Annotated in this window: 10 protein-coding genes; 6 read left to right on the forward strand and 4 right to left on the reverse strand. The window is 52.8% G+C overall.

The annotated features are described in order from the left end of the window. Nucleotides 1–6 precede the first annotated feature (6 nt). Nucleotides 7–951, reverse strand: coding sequence for a hypothetical protein (locus HWX69_RS16285; protein WP_178918091.1), 945 nt, complete (start codon nucleotides 949–951; stop codon nucleotides 7–9). Nucleotides 952–1,710: 759 nt separating this feature from the next. Here HWX69_RS16285 and HWX69_RS16290 point away from each other — a divergent pair. After that, on the forward strand, nucleotides 1,711–2,520 hold the full coding sequence (locus HWX69_RS16290; RefSeq protein WP_246286595.1) for a tyrosine-type recombinase/integrase: 810 nt from the start codon (nucleotides 1,711–1,713) through the stop codon (nucleotides 2,518–2,520). Nucleotides 2,521–3,467: 947 nt separating this feature from the next. Here the strand turns inward: HWX69_RS16290 and HWX69_RS16295 are convergent. The 3 genes from HWX69_RS16295 to dptF are packed head-to-tail and all read right to left on the reverse strand — an operon-like array spanning nucleotide 3,468 to nucleotide 12,296. Next, complete coding sequence (locus tag HWX69_RS16295) at nucleotides 3,468–9,116, reverse strand: FtsK/SpoIIIE domain-containing protein (protein WP_178918093.1); 5,649 nt, start codon at nucleotides 9,114–9,116, stop codon at nucleotides 3,468–3,470. After that, nucleotides 9,100–10,569 carry a DNA phosphorothioation-dependent restriction protein DptG gene (dptG, locus tag HWX69_RS16300; RefSeq protein ID WP_178918094.1) on the reverse strand — a complete coding sequence of 490 codons (1,470 nt, stop codon included), beginning with the start codon at nucleotides 10,567–10,569 and terminating at the stop codon, nucleotides 9,100–9,102. The genes HWX69_RS16295 and dptG overlap by 17 nt, the downstream gene beginning before the upstream one ends. Beyond that, nucleotides 10,569–12,296 carry a DNA phosphorothioation-dependent restriction protein DptF gene (gene dptF, locus HWX69_RS16305; RefSeq protein WP_178918095.1) on the reverse strand — a complete coding sequence of 576 codons (1,728 nt, stop codon included), beginning with the start codon at nucleotides 12,294–12,296 and terminating at the stop codon, nucleotides 10,569–10,571. Before dptF ends, dptG begins: the two co-directional genes overlap by 1 nt. 551 nt (nucleotides 12,297–12,847) lie before the next feature. Here dptF and cas6 point away from each other — a divergent pair. From cas6 to HWX69_RS16330, 5 genes are read left to right on the forward strand one after another with little or no spacing between them, the layout of a single operon-like run. Further along, nucleotides 12,848–13,615 carry a CRISPR-associated endoribonuclease Cas6 gene (cas6, locus tag HWX69_RS16310; RefSeq protein WP_178918096.1) on the forward strand — a complete coding sequence of 256 codons (768 nt, stop codon included), beginning with the start codon at nucleotides 12,848–12,850 and terminating at the stop codon, nucleotides 13,613–13,615. After that, nucleotides 13,612–15,831 carry a TM1802 family CRISPR-associated protein gene (locus HWX69_RS16315; RefSeq protein ID WP_178918097.1) on the forward strand — a complete coding sequence of 740 codons (2,220 nt, stop codon included), beginning with the start codon at nucleotides 13,612–13,614 and terminating at the stop codon, nucleotides 15,829–15,831. The genes cas6 and HWX69_RS16315 overlap by 4 nt, the downstream gene beginning before the upstream one ends. Nucleotides 15,832–15,833: 2 nt before the next feature. After that, a complete protein-coding gene (cas7b, locus tag HWX69_RS16320) occupies nucleotides 15,834–16,880 on the forward strand; it encodes a type I-B CRISPR-associated protein Cas7/Csh2 (protein ID WP_178918098.1) in 1,047 nt (348 codons plus the stop codon). Further along, entirely contained in the window at nucleotides 16,880–17,644 is a 765-nt protein-coding gene (gene cas5b / locus HWX69_RS16325; RefSeq protein WP_178918099.1) for a type I-B CRISPR-associated protein Cas5b, read from the forward strand. Before cas7b ends, cas5b begins: the two co-directional genes overlap by 1 nt. Beyond that, nucleotides 17,644–20,250 (forward strand): CRISPR-associated endonuclease Cas3'', encoded by a 2,607-nt coding sequence (locus tag HWX69_RS16330; protein ID WP_178918100.1) that lies wholly within the window; start codon nucleotides 17,644–17,646, stop codon nucleotides 20,248–20,250. Before cas5b ends, HWX69_RS16330 begins: the two co-directional genes overlap by 1 nt. The last annotated feature ends 1,456 nt before the right edge of the window (nucleotides 20,251–21,706 follow it).

Consider the following 21,706-nt stretch of genomic DNA (forward strand, 5'->3'; position numbering starts at 1 on the left):
AAGCGATTAGAGGAAAAGTTCTTCGAGCAGAATATTGAATCGCTGTTTCACCCTTTTTACCTCGATGTCCGTAACTGGGCCAGATTTGTGATGGGCCATCCAGATTCGCTCGGTGTTCATCGTATGTAGTGCCTCTGAGGTCGTTTGTGACACTGCCCCCGTCTCCTCTACTTCATCTATCAGTTTTCTAAATTCAAGCCCTCGGTCATATCCCTCCTCCTCTACGATGTCTCTACCCTCCGAATCCGCGATATAACAGATAATAGCCCACTCTATTCCATGAACATAGGCGCACAGAGCGGGTCGCATGAGGGAGTATCGGAATGCTTCATCTGCCTCGTCTGCGAAGTTGACAACGTAGGACCCATAATTGGTTTCTCGAAGTTGCTGGCGTAGATGTGATTCGAGAGTGTCCCGATAGTTCTCCGAGCGCGTGAAGGGTCTACGGGAGATGCTGACCCCGACCTCAGTAGCGATATCCTTCAGAAATCGCTTATTCGTCCGAACGACGCTTTTGAGATTCGCGTCCTGAAAATCGCCATTGAGCCGGTCGATTTTCTCACTTAATGCAGGGATAGATTCTACCTCAAGGCTATACCCTTCAGAACCGTCCTCCCATACAACTCGGACAAATCGAAACGTCAGTCGATATGGTTGATTATTTCTTGTCTGATTCAGCGACTCTAAAGACTCGCGTGTGCGTAGGTTCGACCTCTCGGCTAAACCGGTTCTCTCCTTGACCCGCCACCAAAGTGATGGGTTTGGCTGAGGTTGACGAAAAATGAACTCCAGCACGCGGTCACCATTATTCAGTATCTCGAATCCCCTCTCAGTCATCACTTCGAGGAGCCGCATTTGTTTTGAACTCAGAGATGGGGTTCCATCTTCCTGCTTGAAGTAGAACTCTGCCTCGACCTCGATTTGGTCAGGGTCAATCGAACTTTCCGGCATCGAATCGTTTGGGTGGTGAACCTACTCGGCCTTATTTTTGGCCGGCCCTTCCCGCTGATTTCAACGATAAGGCCGGGGAATCTCCCTCATTTCGATAAATCGCCTGATAACGAGGGTTGATTGCGCTTACGGATCCAATTGACGTGCTAAACTGCCGGTGAATCCTGCCGCCTACCGGGTAGAATTGACGAGCACAATACGGCACAAAAGTTATACTAAATCCTCTATGAACGGTGATTTCGATGGTACAGTAGGGGAAAGCCTAGGCCGGGACACAACCCAAAGGTTCAATGTCCCATGTATTAAAGATGGGGTATCCCAAAAGTGGCAGACATCAGAAAGCAAATCACAAACCTGCAAGACAGAATCGAAGAGTCTAGTGACATTAGTCGGGAAGATAAGGATCTTCTCCTGGAATTCAGTAACAAAATCGAACTCCTGAGATCGAAGTATACGGATCACCGACACAATAAGCTCCTCCGTCATTGCACTATCATGGCAGAGAATGTTGGCGGTCTGGCTGACGCCCTCGAGGACCGGGACGCTGCCGAGGAGATCGTCCTCTGGATTCACGAAAACTACGAAAACGAAAATACCAACCATGACTACCGGACCGCTCTTCGTGTATTCGGGAAGCATGTCTCCGAAGGCGAAGGTCACCCTCCTGGCATTGAATGGATTCCGTCCGGCACCTCGAATAGCCACGACCCGGTTCCGGATCCTGCTGAAATGCTGGACTGGAAGGACGACGTTCTTCCTATGATAGACGCCACTCGAAACTCCCGAGATGCGGCTCTTATCGCAGTTGCGTTCGACTCCGGGGCTCGAAGCGGAGAACTCCAAGGTCTCACCGTTGGTGATGTGAGTGACCACGACCACGGCCTCATGCTTCGAGTCGATGGCAAGACCGGACAACGATCGGTAACACTCGTCCCGAGCGTCCCCTACCTTCAGCGATGGCTGAGTGACCACCCAGATCCGGATAATCCAGATTCGCCTCTTTGGTCGAAGCTTAGCAAAGCAGAGGGACTCAGTTATCGTCAGTTCAAGAATTGCTTCGAGGACTCGGCAGAACGTGCAGGGGTTACGAAGCCGGTCACCCCGACCAACTTTCGTAAGTCTAATGCGACGTACTTGGCTCGGGAAGGGCTTGGTCAGGCCCAAATCGAGGACCGACAGGGACGAAAGCGTGGGAGCGAAGCGACCGCCCATTATATTGCCAAGTTTGCCGGCGAAGAAGACGATCAATACGCGCGTTTGCACGGGATGGATATCGAGGAGGAAGAGTCGGAACCCATAGGACCTGTCACGTGCCCCCGTTGTGACAAAGATACGCCGCGAGAGCGGGAAACTTGCGTCTGGTGTAATCAGCCCCTCGACTACGGTGCGATCGAGTCTATCGAACAAGACGAACGGGATGTTAGAGATGCGGTCTTTCGGTTCGCCAAGGAAAACCCCGAACTCCTCGACGACCTCGAACAATCTCGGACCTTCTCCGAGCTTATCGAAGACCACCCGGAATTGGTCGGTGATGCGCAGGAATTCGTGGACGCCCTGTCGAACGAATAGCTTCATCGACGAACTTCACGCCGAATTTTGTCCAATTCCGCTTGGACCTGATCGATTGCTTCCACAGAACCCGTGTTCGCAAGTAGAGCAAGTGCATATGCTCGAGCCTCTTCGTCACCGTAGGCGAGTACTCGCGATAGAAACTCTGTGTTTCTACGAGCGTATTCTTCCAGTCCAGAAGGTATTTCACTACTCATCGACAGCCACCTCCCGTTGAGATTGGTCGATGAGACTGGTAGTACGATCGAGAGACCGGATGCTGACGGTGTGCGCTGACATGATTTAGTTGATATGTTGGTTGTTATCCGAGAACACCGGGGTCAGTAGACGAAATCAACCGACCAACTGTAGCGCCAATGTTGAGATGGAGCCCAACTGGACAGCAGAGTGTTGGTCGGGGATCGGTTGAAGAGAACCTGGTGAATTCCCTCAATCGATTTGCCCCGGTGCGGGATTCTCGTGTCTGGTGCTGAACTTCTACTGCTGTATTTTGGGTTGTGGATGGAAGATATATAAAATTCAGTTCTGTCTGAGTTCCCCAACCGTTCCGGAAAACCCCAAGAGGGAAAGCTGAAATTGGCTAAATTGCACTCTAGAAATAATAGAATTATACTCTTAACCGAGCGTTTCTATATTTGAATCAGAGCGTTCTATAGCATGAGACACTCGCAATTCTCTTACTAAGATTGGCCGGGATTGTTCGGGTAAAGTATTCGAATTGGCCGGAAGAAACGATGGAAACTCAAAGCCACCAATCGAGCGTGCTGGATAAATTTTCTACAATATGCTAATTGGTCGGGAGAAAGGCAGATATTGGTCGGTTATCATCCACATTATCTGCCGATATTCTTAATTCATAACCCAGGAACTACGGTTACGAAGCCAATCAGATTTACACATTAGTTTATATTTTGCCGTTTCAAAAACAGGATTAAAAATCTCAGTACTTATGACGACCCACTGTCCCCAGACAATTGCTTCCGAACTGTAATCGCGTCTTCGGGTAGCAACCGATACGCCTGGAGGTGATACTCATCCCCTGCAGAGGTCAACGCAATCATGTCTCCAGCCCCCTCAAGTTCCTCCGCACCGGGTTGATCAAGAATCACGCGAGAATCCGTATTCGAGGGTAGCTCGAAACTTACACGACAGTTGAAATTCGTCTTGATACTTCCGGACACAATATCTGCATCTGGACGCTGGGTAGCCAGTAAAATTGAGTAACCTAGAGCACGACCAATTTGTGCTAAGCGCCCAACAGCGTCCTCGAACTCATCCTGATTGTCCGAGAGAGACATAATTAGATCAGCGAACTCATCGATCACAATCACTCGATATGGGATCGGTTCAAGATCCTGCATTGCGGCAAGTTTATTGAACTCTTGAACTGATGCCGCACCATGTTCACGGAGAGTCGCCCGCCGCTCTTCGAGTTCCCCCTCGAGTAGTGAGCGCAGATAGCCAACACAATCCTCGGCGTCATCGAGGTACGTGTCGATTTGAGGGAGAGATGCAAATCGGCCGAAGTCAATCCCTTTCGGGTCTAAGAGACTCAACCGAACCCGAGTTGGAGGTTGGCAGGCGGCCAGACTACAGATACAACTGGCTAGAAAATTCGATTTTCCGGATCCAGTCGCGCCACCGATGAGCATATGATGTTCCTCAAGTAGATCCACAATGATGTGGTCATTCTCAGTATTAACCCCAAGCGGAATGTGGAGTGGCTCTCGAAGGGTTTCTCCCTGCTGTTCGAATGCTTCTCGGAGGTAGATATCCCGAGGTTCACCATGCGGGATCTCCAGACGGATTGCCCCTTCTGCAGGATTCGCAACACCGGTAATTGTCCCTGAGGCCTGCAGGTGCACACTAATCGAATCAAGTGCGTTGAGAATGCCACCAATCTTCTGACCAGATTTTGGCCGAACGTTCACTCCGAGTTTTCGTGGCCCGATCGAGACATCAGCAGGATTCGGCTCATGAATATCTACACCAAGTGAGCCAAATTGCTCTTTGAGATCAGTGGTCAGACGAGAAATGTCAATCGTGATCGCAGTATCGGGACTCTGCGTCAGCGATCCCGTAAGCGACTCAAAGTCGGCTTCTCCCCAATCGAAGTCCAGACCCTGACCGTAATCTGTCTCGTCTTCAACGGTGGTACTACTACTCTCCGTATCTTCGCCCCGCTTCGTAGCATCGTCAGAGTCGGTCTCAGAATTCACGGAGTCAATTTCATCCTCCGAGTCTTCCGTCTCATCACCATCTGTCCCAGTCTCACCAGAATGGTCTGCACTACCGGATTCTTGGACGATATCTGTCGCGGTGCCTAATTCGGATCCAGTTTGTGCGCGTTCGGAGGGGGAAACAGACTCCTCATCGTCGTCTGGTGAATCATCTGGCTCAACATCAGTTGTGGACGAGTCGTCCACGTCGGAATCAATTCCTTCATCGTCATTATCAGCTGTCCCAGTCGATTCCACGTCTGACCCCGACGCAGGAGCTAGATTATACGAATCAAACACGAGCGGCCCCGTATCGAGATCGGGATGAATCTCGTTCTCACCAGTCGGTGGGTCGTTAATTAATGAAAGAACTGACGTTGGTAATTTGAGCACCCGAACACCGTCGCGGACACTTAACTCGGGAAGCGCAATATTCTGCTGGATACGGATAACTTCACCCTTGTTCCCCGCAGCATCTGTAACCAGATCAATAGTATAATCGCCATCAATCAGCGCATTGGAGTGTTGTTCGACGGTTTCGAGCCGCTCACTACTGAGAACGTCGTAGTGGTAGAGTCGGCGTGCAATCTTGGTGATAACATCGCCAAATTCGCTACGGAGCACCGATGTGTCCGCGTATGCCTCATCAGGCTCGAACAAATCGGTCAATTTCTCGCACGCACCGATGACCTGATCCACGCCCTTGCCGATACCTGCCGACCCACCCTTCGTTTCGACAACCCACATTTTCAGCGACAGATTCTCCGCTGTCTCATCCTTGGGAACGCCGATAAAGCAGAGATCATCCGATGCTTTACCGTCACCGAAGTACTGCAACAGTCCTTCTTCGTCGCTTCGGTAGCGCCGGTCATGGCGAGCGAACTCGGCGAGACTAATTGGGATCCACTCGTAAGCCGGAAGTTCACGTGCGAGCAGTTCGGCGCTCACGGCGAGCCCGCCGACTAACCCGAGCAGTTCTATAGTTGAGCTCCCCGTCGCCTGTTGGATATCAAGGGCCAGCTCGCCATCAATCGCTACCAAGCGGGTAAGGACGGTCTCAGGCGAGACGTCATCTAGTCCGGGCGTGTCATCCAGAACCTGTTGGAGTGACTGCAGATATGGGTCACGTTTGTCCGTGGTTGTGATCACGTCAAAGCCGGGGGAGGCTGCATCATACTGATCGCTGTAGTGAATCATCAACGTCTGGTCCGATACAGTCCCAGCCTGTGAAGTGGTACGCACGTAGAAGTCGAGGTCAACCTTCGGCTCAACATGTAGGACCCACAGTGACTCATCCCAGATACGAGGAAGATTCGTCTGGTCTGACGATGTAATTACTTTACTCAGAGTCCGATCCGACGCAAATCCTTGGTCTCTCACACCTGCCTCCAATGCATTCACTGCAGCTCCAACACGGTTGAGCAAGTTGTCATCGGATCCATTGAATGCCGCTCCAGACCGAGAAACGATATCACCACCACTGGAGTCAACCTCAATCTGGTCATGGGGCAATAGTCCATCCATACGGACCGCGCTGGGGAAGGTGTCGACTTCCATTGTCCCGGATTGTTCTTTTAGAATTCCTCGGAACAACGTTAAGTGAGCTGGTCTCCGTGTATCTTCATCAAATTGCTCGTCCGCATGGATGTAGGTGACGCGACGGTCAAGCAGATCAACAATATCTGTTTCATGAGACCGACTCCGGAGTGAATCACGGAGGGATGAATCCGTGGAATCCAAGGAGAAAAATCGTTCCAGCGTCTCTCCGTCGCCTGGGTCACCATAGATTTGGAGTGTGACCTGCGGTACATGCAATTCAGGGTGGTCAACCATGAACTCGAAGAAATCAAACAGACCCTCGATTACTGGGCCGAGGTCACCCATATTTATTAGATTGATTTTCAACTGCCGTTCCTCATGAAGGGTAAACAGCAGTGGAAACGCCCTAGCAAAGGCCTCTAACTTGTCCGCAACGACATCTGAGATGTAATCTGGGGTCGTTGATCCAGGACCTTCTATCGGGGCATAAGCCGCCCAAAGGTGGTTGTTCCCTATTTGCAAACCTGAAAAAATATCATCAGCCGCTTGGCTCCACCGATACGGATTAAAGCCAGCCGGATTAAACACTGATTTGAACCGCGCGAATCGAAATCCCTCCGTCTGGCCGTTTGTAACCAGCTCTTCGCGCCACTCACTGAGTCGGAGACCGTACGCGAGCATCAACGGATGGAATGGCGTCAGATACTCCACATCACCAGATGATGATCGGATCGTCCCAAGATCGCGGTAGGGGTTAAACGTGATTACTGCTGCTCCCTGATCAAGGCGTTCGACAGCCCGTAGATACGTCGATAGTACCTGCTCAACAGTCGCCTGGGTTTCGTCGTCCCACGGATCCGTGGATGGGATCGTCCCTCTGTCCTCGAAGTGGGCAAACAGTTGTGTGTACGCGTCAATGAGATCCGCAGCCACGTGTTCAAGTTCGTCCTTTTGCGGAATCCCGGTACCTACACCTGTTTCTTCGGTCACACGAGGGGCTATCGTACCATCATTGACCATCAGCTCTTCAAGCTGTAACAATCGCTGGTCAGTCTCTGGAAGCTCAATCAGTCCACCGTTTGGCGAGTGGAACTCACCACTATCCAGATCAGTCACAACCGCAGAGTCAACTAAGAGGCCATCGTCAGCCCAATTGTCTGAATCGGTAATTGCTGCAAACGACAGCGGGAGTGGCACCTCCCCTCGGTTAGCTTCCTCAATTTCCGAGAGGAAGTCAATCGCGACCGGAACGGGGGTATCTTCCGATTCGATGATCTGACATCGTAAACGATCGACTTTCGGTGGTGCTTTCGGTCGTAACAATACCGGCCGTGAGAGCGTGATCGTTTGCGATTCGTTTTGAATATCTTCGACAATCCGGTCTGCATCAGATTCGCGCGACGGATCGAGCGGAATTGCACTCTCATTTCGAACTATGAGTGCTTCATTTTCAACGTCGACAGCAAACGTGTCGTCCCCAATGGAATCGAAGAACCACGTCGGAACGATCGCGATGTCGAATTGGTTCTGGGGTGTCCCACGACGTTCCTTGTGACCGACATAGACCTTGAGACTGTAATAATGCGGAGCCTCAGGATCTAGTCCAGAGAGCGAAATATGGATTTCATCATCATTAACGGAGACACCGTCGGTCCGCTCTCCAGCGCTGTTTACGAATTCTAATGGTTCGTCTGATACATCAACATCGTATGTGATCGTGGCGCCGAAGGAACCACCAGGGGCAGTTGCAACAATACTCCGGTCGCCCGCTGTCTCTGATCCGGAGCCATAGACGTTTACTGCGTCTGTTTCAACGTCTAACGATTCAAATTCCGGCTCCTTAGTTTCCTCTCGGCCGCCTCCACCGGATCCAGAACGGATAGGTCCACCACGATCACCGTCATCACCACCATCTTCGCCAGGTTCAGGCGATGAACTTAGTTCTCCCTCCTTTGCTTCGGACCTAGTGACCGCTGCCCAATCCGTTCGGCTCAGAATGTCATTAATGAAGTCCTCATCATAGTAGGCAGCCAATTCGGACCGAGTATCCTTTGTGACAGCCATTGCGTCCTGAATCCGCTCGGCATGAGTGCTGTTCTGATCCAGAATTTGCTCTGCTTGACTAACGAGGTTGTCTTCGTCCTCGGATTTTTCGAACCAGTCATTATTGAATTCCGTCTCGGTCAGGTACGTACCGAGTTCGGGGATGAGCCCAGATAACTGTCCTCCGTCTTCGTTGGCACAGGCATCATAAATGCGACAATAGATACGCAGTGGCTCAAGGTTTTCCATGGGGTCATCTGGGAAATTCAGCTCTGATTCGATCGCCCGTATAAGCGCCCGTCCAGGGGTGTTAAGCGGAGACAAGTCAGACCGGATTCGGTCTTCAAATTCTGACAACGGTAGCTGCCCATCTGCGGTAAACAAGGCATGAGTCGTATCAAGCGTCTCAATTCCGACACCCGCCTCATAGATCATCAATAGGGCTGCATTCGATTCTGTACGCCCGCGTTCAGCTAACACATTCCGGATCGTCGTTGCATACCAGCGAGACACTTCGTACGACTCGGTTACATCATCACCAGAGGCACGTACAAGGACGATATGAAGCGGTGTTCCGGCCACCTCAATAGTCGGGATTGATTGGGTTACCCCCTCGTACTCGACTTCTTGATTAGTGAACTCAGATGCCAGTTCATCAATGATGGCTTCACAGACATTTTTAGCGGTCTCATCATTCGGGAATTCTGCCTCATATCGATCTCCGGGCTGAGGATCTAGTGTCGATGTTTGGGTATGAAACCACTTGGCTAGCGCGTCTTCAAATTGCCTGGACATACATTGCCTCCCCACTGTCACTCTGTTTCTGTAGCAGTCCCATCTCCTCGAGCTGCTCAATCAATTCCTGCTTGGACCGATGGTCAAATTGTATTCCTCGTTGTAACATGTATTGCCAGAATTCGTCGATGTGACCACGCTCTTTTTGCGCGTCAAAAAGGCGAGCAAACATGCGAAGGCTCGCCCGATCCAACCGAAGAATCGTTCCGACGCGCTGCCGGCGTTCAATGTACCGCCGTTCAGTTCCACGACCAAGTTGATACACAGCCTTGAATCCCATCGTGTAGGCAGTCTGGGATTCCGGGGACTTCCCCATATTTTCGTAGTACCGACGTACAGCGTGGGAGAATCGGATTGCAGCATCGTCAAGCTCGAACTCCTCATCGGGCCGCTGTTCCTCGGGGAATTCGTCAAGAAGGCGTGAGACAACCTCTGCTTGAAGATCCACTGGGAACTCGTTCAGCGCTTCTGTGAGAGTGTATGGCCGTGATTCGACCTCGTTCGATTCGTCTAAGCCGATGTCAACTACATGACTAAGCACTGCCAACCGCCCCCAAGAGTCGTATAAATGGCGTTCAATACCACCGCCCCCCCACTCTGTCGCAAATTGTCGTGATTTCGACGCGGCCTCATTTTCCATCCCGAAATAGAGGGGTTGGAGTTCGAATTTATACTCGAAGGGGGGCCCATCTTGTATCGAATCATATTCTTCAGCCAACGTAACGCTCACCTGCAAAAAATACATCATATAGTGATAACACAATAGGTCACGGAGCCCCCGCATCCAACGAGATGACGACTCTGTTGACTGTAAATCAAGCCATGCTTCCAAATCGGCCTGAAACGCAGACGCACATTCCGGCACAAGGGTCGGAATAATATTGTACTGATCCTCGGTCAATAATTCGTTCGCACCCATGTCCGTCGTGTCATCCTCAAGATTTTTCGCTGCCTCGATAGCCAACTTTTCAACGAGGTTTGAGTACGGCATCTCGAACAGTTCATGAACAAACCGTTCATGCAATTCTTCATTAATCCGATTTTCCTCCGGTTCAGTCATCAACATCCAGTACCATCGCCACCAATTCCGCGGCTGATCCACCTCTAAGACCGTCGCCATCACCCGGTGAAACGGAATAACGTACGGTCGTGTTGCCGCGCCCGACCGACGTACACCTCGTTCACCGGTTGTAATGTAGCTTGCTTCAAAGGCCTTCCAGAGTTCAGATGCAGTCTGCTCAATCTCCGACAGATATGATAAGTTCTTGAATTCCTCTTCTAATTCGTATGGTGTATGCTCAGGATCAGCTCCGAGGACACCTGCTAATGTCTCTGATAGCGTCGCCTCACGGAGAGTCCCGGATGGCGAGGCTGGGAAGAATGCTTGCTGGTTCGTGCGGTCAGGTGCGCGATTTGAACGACCCCAGTCAGGTACAAACCCGAAGTCTCTCATTAGATTCCCTCCGATTCGACGGTGATTCCAAGATCTCCCTCTTTGACAGTAATACTCCGAGAGCCAGTTCGGTTCTCAATAGTCACAGATTGACGCTTCTCTGTAAAATCATCTAGTCGTGAGTGGAGCATTCTAATTGCGTGTGACCTATTTAGATCGGTCGCATTGGGGGTGTAGCCATCTCTAATTTGGGTCATCAATCGATACGTCTGGAAGGATAGTGGAATCGGGACTGGCGAGTCCATCTCCGGTGGTGGTTCCGCAATCAGTTTGATTCGGCCTGGAACGACTAGAGACCGTGATTCCTTACCTGATTTGTCTGTATCAATGTTCGGCTCGTTCCATTGGGAGAGAAAACGATAGTCAGGAGACCGATATCCGTCAACGAATTCCACGAGATCGTCATCACGTTGTCTTCCCGTCCAGCTACTAAGGGCGGTTTTCGTCGTGTTAAGCAATGTTTTGACGTCTTCTATGAGATCTGGGTGATCCTCTTCCTGTCCAAAGTATGTGATGCCAGCAACGAACTGGTCGAACGGCGGATCATCAAGGACCGTGTCGCCAGCCTCCAATGTCATATACTGCTTCCTCAGCAGCGTTCGGACCTTTTTTGTCGTCGATTTGAATTCGATTGCCGGGATTTCCGAGAGTTGGCCGTCAAGCTCTGACTTATCGGCCCCCCAGCTCAGTGCTTTTTGATCAGTGCTGAAGCTCGTATAGCTAGCTGGGTCAAGGGAACTAACACTTGCGTCTTGGTGGCTCTGGATAGATTCGAATAATGAGTTCCAAACGATATCGGATTCTGTAGCCTCTAGGTGCCCATCGGCAATTGCGGCGCCGACTGGACAGCTTTCATGACCAGGGAGGTCGTGCAGTCCCGTCGGGAGGAGCAATGAGGCGATATTATCGATAATTGTTCGTGGGTTCAGGTAGGATCCCGTGGTTACACTCCAGCCTGCTAGAAGGCGGGCTATTTGATCTTTGACAGCCGTTTGTGTGAGTTGGCGTATGTTATACTGTAAGAGGCATTCGTCGCCAGCAGGACACCTCTCCATTTCATGCTCAAATGCGTCAGTAAAGGGGCTCTCTTCGTTTGTCGGATCAAATCGGTCTAGGAGATCGCGGACTAATCCCTCGCCGAGATGATCCGGGTGTGTCCGATAGGTTCGGCGATGGCTTAAGTTGATTACCGTAATGTTTGACGCTCCCGAGTTGTGTATCGGCACACTTTGCGAGGTTTTTAACGCCTCCCAGACTGGCTGGAATTCTTCTGGTGTATCTCGACGTTCAAAGTAATCCACAGCAAGCCCATAATTGATTGCAAGAGCGCTTCGCTGTCCGGCCCCTGTCTCTACATCACCAACGACATCGTCGAAGAAGGATGTTAGGCGATCTGCATAATCACCGTCCCGGCGTCGAGACTCCGTTGCGTCCATATTAACGCGTTCTTGTGGAAGTTCGTCGGTGTGCTCAAAACCGCGTGCGAGGAGCGCGCTCTTTCCGTCACCGGCGCTTCCCGTTAGGATGAGGAGTTGTCCATCTTCTGTGTCGGCCTCTTTAAAAAATGAGGAAACGTGTTCGTCCTCCTCTTGTTCGATATAGAGTTGGTTCCGGAGAGGATCATCATCCGTATGTCCACCAACGATTGCAACCTGTTGTCCGCGTTGGCAGGCGTACAACAACTCGTAGAGAGTTTCGGTTTCTTCAGGACCGGGATCAGGAGCCATATGTGGTGGGTTGAGTTTTAATATCTAGATACATATACCTGTGTGAACTACTGATCTACAATGTGTATATACCTACGGGCTCTTTTTTAGCCAGTTATATCGGGAGATAGATGCAGTGCGTAGAAGCAGCCTACTCAGATGCCGGTTGAAACTGAAATTCGATGTCGTATATCGCGTTCTCGGCCTTGCTTCAACCGCCTACGGGTCCATCTGAAACGAGTCTCATCAGACTGCCAACGACCGGCAGAACTCGCTTCAACCGCCCAAGGGTCCATCTGAAACCATGCCCAATTCAGGACATGGAGCGTCTATCGGCCATGTTTTCTATAAGCCTATTCCATCGACCCTCAATAGCAGTGTAACGTATAAAAGTCGATGAACTAAGAAATCGATTCGTCGAATAGGGTGCGAGTATTATCAGGTGATTCCCATTCAACCGTGGCGATACGGTTCTACTTTCACCTCGCTGGGTAAGGATATAAATATCTCCCCGAGGACGGAGTGGACGCAATGCCTCCTGAATATATTGGGGTTGGTGGGTGATCGTATAGATGCGTATACTAGTGCGCCTCCGAGCGCGCATGGACGCAGCTTACGACAACCGATACCACAACAAGCTCCGCGGTCGGATATGGAACGCTCTCGAAGGGACGGAATATGGCGAAATCCACGATGAAAACCGCCCGAAACCATTCACCTACAGTAACCCATTTCCACCGGGTGATATGGAGGAAGGCGATGAGCGAACGCTTCTAGTTGCCTCCACAGACGAGGAGTTACTTGCTCACGTGGCGGCCGACCTCCAAGATAATCCAGAGCTGAATATCGGAGAGATGCCCTTCACCGTCACAGACGTGAGCGCGCTCTCACCGGATGTTGGTGAACCAGGGACATCGGGCACCATCGAAACTGGAACTGGCCTCCTTGTTCGCATACCCCCCTGGCGATTCGAGGAATACGGTATTGATACCGAGCACGACGAAGCTGAGTTCTGGCGCCCCGAACACACAATGGAACCGCTTCAGAACCAACTTGAAGCGAACCTCGATAAGAAACACGGCCTGTTCTGTCCGGACTACCTCCCGGGGCCATCCGATGTCGATGGTGATCTGTTCGACGGATACGAACTCATCAAGACGTTCGCGATTCCGGTCACCGTAACAGAAGGCCGCGAAGAGACATGGGTGTTGAGCAAGTGGCGGTTCGATTACACAGTCAGAGATGACGATCATCGGCGACACCTGAATCTCGCCTTAGACGTTGGAATCGGGGAGCGGAACTCCCTCGGATTCGGGTTCGTAAACAAGGTGGAAGCATGACGGCTGACTCCCACGCTGCAACGGCCGTCAGCCGAATGCAGAATCGAATCCCGGCGTCACTCTACGAAGTCGCGTGGCAGTACTCACTGCTCGGGTGGTACTCAGCGGTCGAGTCCGATGTCATCGATTGGGACCTTGACCCAAAGCACCTCACGTATCTCACCCCTCGTGCGAAGAGTGAATTGTTCGGGGAGGAAGACAGCCTCATCGTCGCGTATGTGGACCTGAGTGACCCGGAGAACCCTTCGCTTCGGGCTGAAGAGGATGGGGGGCCTGTCGAGATTACAACCTATACAGCCGATGATCGATTCCGAATCGGCTATTCCCGTCCAATCGACAAAACGAATCAGACCGCTCATTCGATAACGACTCATCAAGACACAGAGGCATACCGCATCGCTGGCTTGGAAGATGCCTGGTACGGAAGGGGGAACCTCCAAGATCGATTCAATCGTTGGATCGATAGCGAGTACGCCGAAACGGTTAGAGAGGAAGCGAAGCCCGAAAATCGGCAGATTCTCGATGCGTTGTCAGAGCTCGGTGACAATGAAAATGAGATGGACCGCCTCGCGGATCGGTTCCTTCAGCTGGCTGGTGGCGAAGATGCTGAATACGACGCCTTACTCACAGTTGCAATTCGGACCCCCGGTGGATCCGAATACAGGTTCCCCGGCGAGATTGAGGTCCTGAATGAGGTGATGTACGAAAAGAAGCTCAATCGCTTGGACAGCATCTCAGTCGAGGATGCAAGTGGTGATGGTACAGGCTACGTGACCGGAGACGCCAATGAGGTCACGGGAGGTTCGCCGGGATTGCTCGGGATGAACGGGAAGAAGCAACGCGAACACTTCGCTGATTTGGATACAACCGGCGGAAATGCATGGAATGCACGGCCTCTGGAATTCGATACGGCGGCCGCAATCGCCTCCGCGGGGTCACTATTCAACGACTTCTACCGTGGGTTGCGTTACAACCGACGAATCTACATCCTACCCTACATCGCTGCCCGACGCGATGAAATCTCGCCGGAGACATTCGAATGGTTCTATCGGCGTATCTATGCTCGACTACAGGCAGCAGAGCATGGTGCTGATGGAACGTTCGATGACGTACTCGAGGAACTATTCATCGAAGCGTCCCAAGCAAGGTTGGAGGCAAGTGACTCTGCTGATGAATCGGCAACTGGCCTCCTCGAAGCGACACCCGGCGTCTCGTGGGATGATGTGAGATTCGCCGTTGTCCATCAGGTCACAGGTAACCCCGAACGGGTCTACTTCGATACCTTGGACGGGATGGCACCCGCAACAGAACTCGAAGACGCCCACAACCAAGCGACGAGTAGTCCACTGTTCGAAAGTGGCGGGATTTTCCACAACAATCCTACGCCCGACTCCAGCCCGCTACTAGGAGTTGGACTCAAACTTGCCCGATACATCCTCTATGGCGGGTATTTTCGCCGAACAACCGAACCGACTAGGAGTAGCCGCGAAGCAAATGAACCCCCGGGAACAGGGTCGCTTGACGACAGTCAGATGCGACCTGTTCGAAACCTACTCACCGGGACACAAATCGACGCACGTTCGCTTCTGGAGGAGTACATCCATCAACTGGTCCAAGACCAGCGCGATCAATTCGGAGATGATTCCGGATTCATGCCCTTCCCGAAGCGAAGTGTCGTTGAGCAGTACGTGCAGCTCCGGGCACTCGACGATATCGGAGCGCTCGATACGACCAATACACTCGAATTCACAACCACACAAATGACAACTGAATATGAAGACCGCAGCGCGCGCCTGACCGATTTCATCGAGAACCACGACGCACTAGATGGAATGACTGAGGAGGCTGTTTTTGTTCTCGGTGGCCTCGTCGGGCGTATCTCGGCGTACCAAGACTACAAGAACGTCTCATCGACACTCATCCGTCGCTATCCGGTCGATTATCTCACCAAACAGACGGTCAAGGAGGTGACTAAGGAGGTGTTACAGATGAATAATTCGTACGCTGAAGCAGACGAGAAACGGTCCTACCGTACCAATGGTCGGTATACTGAGCGGCTGACAGACACGATGCTCGCTGCCGATCCGAACACGTGGGAACTCAACGAGTCCGAACTCCAGTGGCTCTACAGTCTCGGTATTGCCTACGGGTTGAGCGACTACTCGCTTGAAAGTGAAGAACCGGACGACGACCAGACGACTGAATCCGATACATAACAATGTCCAGTGACGAATCCACGGCCGACATCGATGGAACCGACTCCGTAGAGAACCGCTCGGAAATCGTCTTTGCGTACGATGCAGAAGACACGAATCCGAACGGGAATCCACTCTCCGCGAACGACAAGCCGCGAATCGACGAGACGACCGGTAAAGCAGTCGTCACCGACGTACGGCTGAAACGATACCTTCGAGACCAACTCGACGACGACGATTTCGATATTTACATCAAGAACCCAACCAAGGCCGAGGAAGATACCGTTCTCGACCGTGACGACCTCTTCACTCAGGTCACCGGCTACGAGGAGGACGATCTTGATGATGTGTCGGGGAGTGAAGCTGCCAACGCGTTCCTACAAAACTCTACTGACGTTCGATATTTCGGTGCGACGGCCTCGTTTAGTAGTGGGTTCCAAAGCTCACTTGGTGAGGGATTCCCCGGCCAGTTCATCGGTCCCGTCCAGTTCTCCCACGCCCGGAGTCTGAACACCGTCGTGCAAAAGAGCGAGTCGAAGCAGCTGTCGACGGTCGTCTCTAGTGGTGGTGACGCCGAACAAGGGACCTTCGCAACCGACAACCGCTTGCAATACGCCTTCATTCCGTTCCATGGAATCGTCAACGAGGTTGGCGCAAACGATACCAAACTCAGCCAGACCGACGTGGAGCGTCTCGATACGCTCTGCTGGCGCGCACTAAAGAACCAGACGCTGACGCGGTCGAAGATGGGACATCAGCCTCGACTGTATCTTCGTGTCGAATACGAAACAGATGCGTTCCATATCGGAACATTAGACGACGGGCTGGAACTAGTGCAGGACCGGCCCGATGCGGAGCTGCGGAACATTGCAGATGTCGTTGTCGGAATCGACGAGGTTCTCACCGATCTCGAAGCAAATAGTGACCACGTCGCGTCGATTAGCGTCATCGCAGATCGCCATCTAACAGTCGAAGCAGACGGTGAACGCGGTGGTCCAGAATATCTTGTCGAGGCCCTTGAATCCGCAGTGGGTCCCGAGAAGGTGACCGAGGTTGACCCCTACGCCTGATGTCGGTGACATCACTGGATGTGAGCGGTCGTGAATGCCTCTCGTTCACTGTGAGTGGTCCATGGGCGCATTTCCGACGTATCGACACCACCACGGAGAAATTGACGTATCGGATTATCCCACGGACGACTGTTGCTGGGCTTCTTGCCGCCGTTCTCGGACTGCCGCGCAACTCCTATTATGACCTATTCAGTCAAGATTCGTCTGCAATGGCAATCTCTCCACAGTGCCAACTTGAGACGCAGTCTATCCCAATACTGACCTTACCGACCACGGCGAGCGATATCAAGACTGCAGACGGGGTCTCTGGGAAAACAGTGGTTGACCCTGAAACCATCGCCGAGGAGCGGAAGCGGCGTACGTTCGAGTATATTGTTGATCCGTCCTACCGAATTGACCTCGTCCTTGATGATGATGACAAGTTTGAGGAATTGACAGAGTATCTTCAGTCTGGGCGGGCAGTCTACACACCAGCCTTAGGAAAGTCAGAGTGTTTGGCAAACTTCTCCGAGGTGAAACGAACTACCGTGGCAGACGGTGGAGATTTGCAGTCGATTACGTCAACGGTTCCCGAAGAACACGTCGTTCCAAGTCCAGGCCAACCCCTCAGAATGGAACGAACACCAGCGTACATGCAAGCAACCGATGGTGGTCGCAAGACTACTGGATTCATTTCGTATGCCTATCCAACTGAGCAGCATCAACTGTCGGCACCTGATGCTGATGTCATGACGGTTGACGGCCGATCCGTCTGCTTCATCTAATGGCCAACCAACCTCTCGAATCGTACGATGCACGCCCCGGCCAATCTCTCGCAGAACACATCGAAGGCGTCGCGGCTGGTGCCGAGGCACTCACCACTGACGCAGGAATGAATCCGTACGGTGACGATTGGTCCGGGGTCTTGCAGACGTTAGCCTGGACACACGATATCGGGAAACTCACGGGGTACTTTCAGACCTACCTCAAAACAGGCGATAGACAGAGTGCCCCGCGGCCAGAATTGACCTATCACGGGACGTTCGGTGCCCTCGTCACGAGTCTCGCAATGGTCCGTACAGGTTATGCGCCAGAGACGGCAGCAGCAGGGTTCTATGCCGTCGCAAAGCATCACTCCGTCATCCAGAACATCCCGACCGATATTCGTCGATACCATCTCGATAAAGAGGCGGTCGATGCACGCTTCGAACTTGCCGAACAACAACTTTCGAACATCGACGCGACAGGATCTCCTGCAGCAGACGAGGCATTACGACAGGCGACAAATGGTGCGTACTCGTGGGATGAATTGCTAACTGATGGACTATCACGTGCACGGGCCACAATCAAGCAAATGGGCGAGCGGATTCCCGACGAAACCTTCTATGGATGTGTTCTACGCATGTGGTCGACTCTCGTCACGGCGGACAAGTTCGATGCAAGTGGGATAACGACACGGGATGATGTCACTGGAGCCACCGAGATCTCACGTCCTGCTCCGAATCGGCTTACATCCGAGGTTCGGAAGATAGCTGAAACGAAACTCTCTGACGGAGAACCCGCATCGGCGTATCTCGATACCCCCGACCGACCGTTACCCGCTCAATCGGCATCTATCAAACAACGCCTCGACGGGCTTCGGACCGCTGCCAATGCTCGGACGACAGAGAACGTACTCAACGAATTCTCGGCCGGTAATCGCGTCTTCGAATTGACGCTACCGACCGGATTTGGGAAGACGTACACCGGCCTTCGCGCCGGGTTGTCACTTGCAGACCACCGGAATTCCCGACTCATCTACGCACTGCCGTACACTTCCATCATCGACCAAGTCGGATCGAATATCGAAGATGTCTTCGACATCAGTGAGACCGACCCGGCGTTCACGAAACACCATCACTTGGCAGATACGCGAACGGTTCAACACGAGGGAGACGACTTCGCAGATAGCGCGAGTTCTGGCCGAGAGACCCTCCACGCCGAAGCGTGGCGATCCGGCCTCATTCTGACCACGTTTACGCAGCTATTGGAGAGTGTGGCTGGCCCAGGGAACGTCCAGTCGATGAAACTCCCTGCGCTTCAGGATAGTGTCATCATCCTCGACGAACCGCAAGCAATTCCGCTTCAGTGGTGGGAACTCGTCGGTCGATTGACCCGCTATCTCGTCTCAGAGTACGATGCGACCGTCCTGTTCATGACAGCAACGCAGCCGCGTATCCTCAACCAGATGGACCATGTACCCTCACCGACCCCAGTCGGGGGACTGCACGAGGACTGTATCGATCTCATCGACGACTATCCACGGGTTTCGTTCCGGTTACACGAGAGCCTCCAGCGGCACATCGAATCACCTGGCGGGCGGCCATATTCGCTCGCCTCTGCAGCCGACGAACTCCTCGAGGCGACGACTTCGCCGATGAACACTGCAGCAATCGTCAACACGGTGGATTCCGCGACGACACTAGCTACCCAATTAGACACGAGAGAAGATGTCGTCTTCTTAGGAAGCGAGCTACTATCGTATCATCAGGCATCCGAAGGTGACTCGTTCGATGCTTGTACGTATCTTGAATATCTTGCTGAGACCGTTGACGAGGACGCCCTCCTCGTTGCCACCCTGACGACTCGGCTTCGTCCGGTTGACCGAGTGTGTCTCATCGAAAGCCTGCGTGCGATTCTCGATGGGAAAATCGAGACCCCGTTCGATACCTCGCGAACGATTACTGTGACGACACAGTTACTTGAGGCAGGCGTCGATATCAGCTTCGACCGCTTGTACCGCGATCTCGCCCCGCTTCCGGCCATTGTTCAAGCTGCTGGTCGATGTAACCGGAGCTTCAGTGCTGACCCAAGCGAAGTGGTCATCTGGCGGCTCGACAGCCAGCCATCGGAGACGTTCGTTCCCAGTCAACTCATCTATGGCGATCACTCGCTACTCCGCCCAACGTTGACCGCGTTGGAGGCACTCCGAACGAAACATGGAGCTGAGGAACTGCCCGAAGGCGCAGTTATCTCGACGGGGATATCGGAGTACTACGACGCACTTCACGACCAGCGACAGACCGGACAGCGACAGGACCGACTCACGGCCGCGTTCGATACTGCGAAGGGGAAACTACTGCGGGAAGCATCGTTGATTGAGGAGACACAGTCGTCCAAGGAGGTTCTCGTATTAGTAACCGAAGAGGACACTACTCACTACGACGAGTACGTTGCCGCGAAGGCGGCTGATGAATGGGAGACAGCGAGACAGAAGTTCAACCAACTCAAAGAGTGTCTTGTGACCGTCTCTGACGAGTCTCAATCTGACGAGGACAAACTGGATGCCGTGCGTCCGGATGAAATCCACGAAAAGTACGATATCGAGACAGGAAGTGGTGTCCAGTTGTAAACGAACAGGTTATGTTCTCTGAGATTGGAATTCATCGACCCGTTAATGATTGGCGGCTATTGGAGGTCGACGGAAATGTTGATGTGATTTCCGCCGGAAGATGACCTATGGCTGCAGGAGTTGCCATGGTTTCAGGTGGACCCTTGGGCGGTTGAAGCTCGAGTTGCTAAGGATGCAATCACCGGATAAAAGAGCGTTTCAGACGGACCCTTGGGCGGTTAAAGCACCTGTACGAACCGCTGCGGCAGTTGCGGTGCGAACGGTTTCAGACGGACCCGTTGGCGGTTGAAGCTCGCCACCGACATAATCCAATGAACGACCTAATCCGCGTTTCAGACGGACCCGTGGGAGGTTGAAGCTGCACCCTCGTATTTGAGTCGGTGCTCATCAACCCAGTTTCAAGTGGACCCTTGGGCGGTTGAAGCAGCACGACCGTCCCGCAGACGGTCGCTGTTCCGATGGTTTCAGACGGACCTCTTGGGCGGTTGAAGCTCCCAGACGAAGATTAGTTGGCCGTGGATTTGGTCGTTTCAGACGGACCCGCGGGCGGTTGAAGCGTCCATCCCGCCGAGTGGCCCGAGCCCTTTGGTCGCGTTTCAGACGGACCCGTGGGCGGTTGAAGCAGCCGTATGCAGTGCATACACCACGTATGCGCTTTGTTTCAGACGGACCCGTGGGCGGTTGAAGCCGCTCGATCCCCGACGTGATCTCGACGTCGGAGAGTGTTTCAGACGGCCCCGTGGGCGGTTGAAGTGAGGCCGACGCCATCACGCCGAAGCTCGTCGTCGACGTTTCAGACGGATCCTTGGGCGGTTGAAGCCCGGCCCCCGAATACGATGTGAGTTAGTCGGAGGGTTTCAGACGGACCCATAGGTGGTTGAAGCGCCGGCCTGATTGAAGACCGGGAAACCCTCAATTTGTTTCAGACGGACTCTTGGGCGGTTGAAGCTACGGCGACCCAGGAACTGCCGGGGAAGCGGACCTATTTCAGACGTACCCTTGGGCGGTTGAAGTATGGTTCTTATCATGGGTGCCATTGCGCTAGTCGTGTTTCAGATGGACTCCCGTAGGGTTGAAGCACTTGACGACGGTAAGGGCATCCAAGAGATTTCGTTTCAGATAAATCCTTGGGCGGTTGAAGCGAGCGCATCTGTACGCAGATGGAGAGCGTCACCGAGTTTCAGACGGACCCTTGGGCGGTTGAAGCAGACACTCGTTGGCGTCGAGCAGAGTGTCCTGAATTGTTTCAGACGGACCATGGGCGGTTGAAACATCATTGACGGGACAACGTTCGTCCTCGGGACCGCGTTTCAGACGGACCCTTGGGCGGTTGAAGCGACACCCGAACGAATCGCTATGAAATCGACAGCCAAGTTTCAGACGGACCCGTGGGCGGTTGAAGCAGAACACAGCACGCGACAGACGGAGTTATAGACGTAGTTTCAGACGGCGCCTT

Source organism: Natronomonas gomsonensis, assembly GCF_013391635.1.
In the GTDB taxonomy this organism is placed as follows: Archaea; Halobacteriota; Halobacteria; order Halobacteriales; family Haloarculaceae; genus Natronomonas; species Natronomonas gomsonensis_A.

Bases quoted from the DNA above. Each gene is read 5' to 3' on its own strand.
- HWX69_RS16285 (WP_178918091.1), bottom strand. From the start codon at position 951: ATGCCGGAAAGTTCGATTGACCCTGACCAAATCGAGGTCGAGGCAGAG.
- HWX69_RS16290 (WP_246286595.1), top strand. From the start codon at position 1,711: ATGATAGACGCCACTCGAAACTCCCGAGATGCGGCTCTTATCGCAGTT.
- HWX69_RS16295 (WP_178918093.1), bottom strand. From the start codon at position 9,116: ATGTCCAGGCAATTTGAAGACGCGCTAGCCAAGTGGTTTCATACCCAA.
- dptG (WP_178918094.1), bottom strand. From the start codon at position 10,569: ATGAGAGACTTCGGGTTTGTACCTGACTGGGGTCGTTCAAATCGCGCA.
- dptF (WP_178918095.1), bottom strand. From the start codon at position 12,296: ATGGCTCCTGATCCCGGTCCTGAAGAAACCGAAACTCTCTACGAGTTG.
- cas6 (WP_178918096.1), top strand. From the start codon at position 12,848: ATGCGTATACTAGTGCGCCTCCGAGCGCGCATGGACGCAGCTTACGAC.
- HWX69_RS16315 (WP_178918097.1), top strand. From the start codon at position 13,612: ATGACGGCTGACTCCCACGCTGCAACGGCCGTCAGCCGAATGCAGAAT.
- cas7b (WP_178918098.1), top strand. From the start codon at position 15,834: ATGTCCAGTGACGAATCCACGGCCGACATCGATGGAACCGACTCCGTA.
- cas5b (WP_178918099.1), top strand. From the start codon at position 16,880: ATGTCGGTGACATCACTGGATGTGAGCGGTCGTGAATGCCTCTCGTTC.
- HWX69_RS16330 (WP_178918100.1), top strand. From the start codon at position 17,644: ATGGCCAACCAACCTCTCGAATCGTACGATGCACGCCCCGGCCAATCT.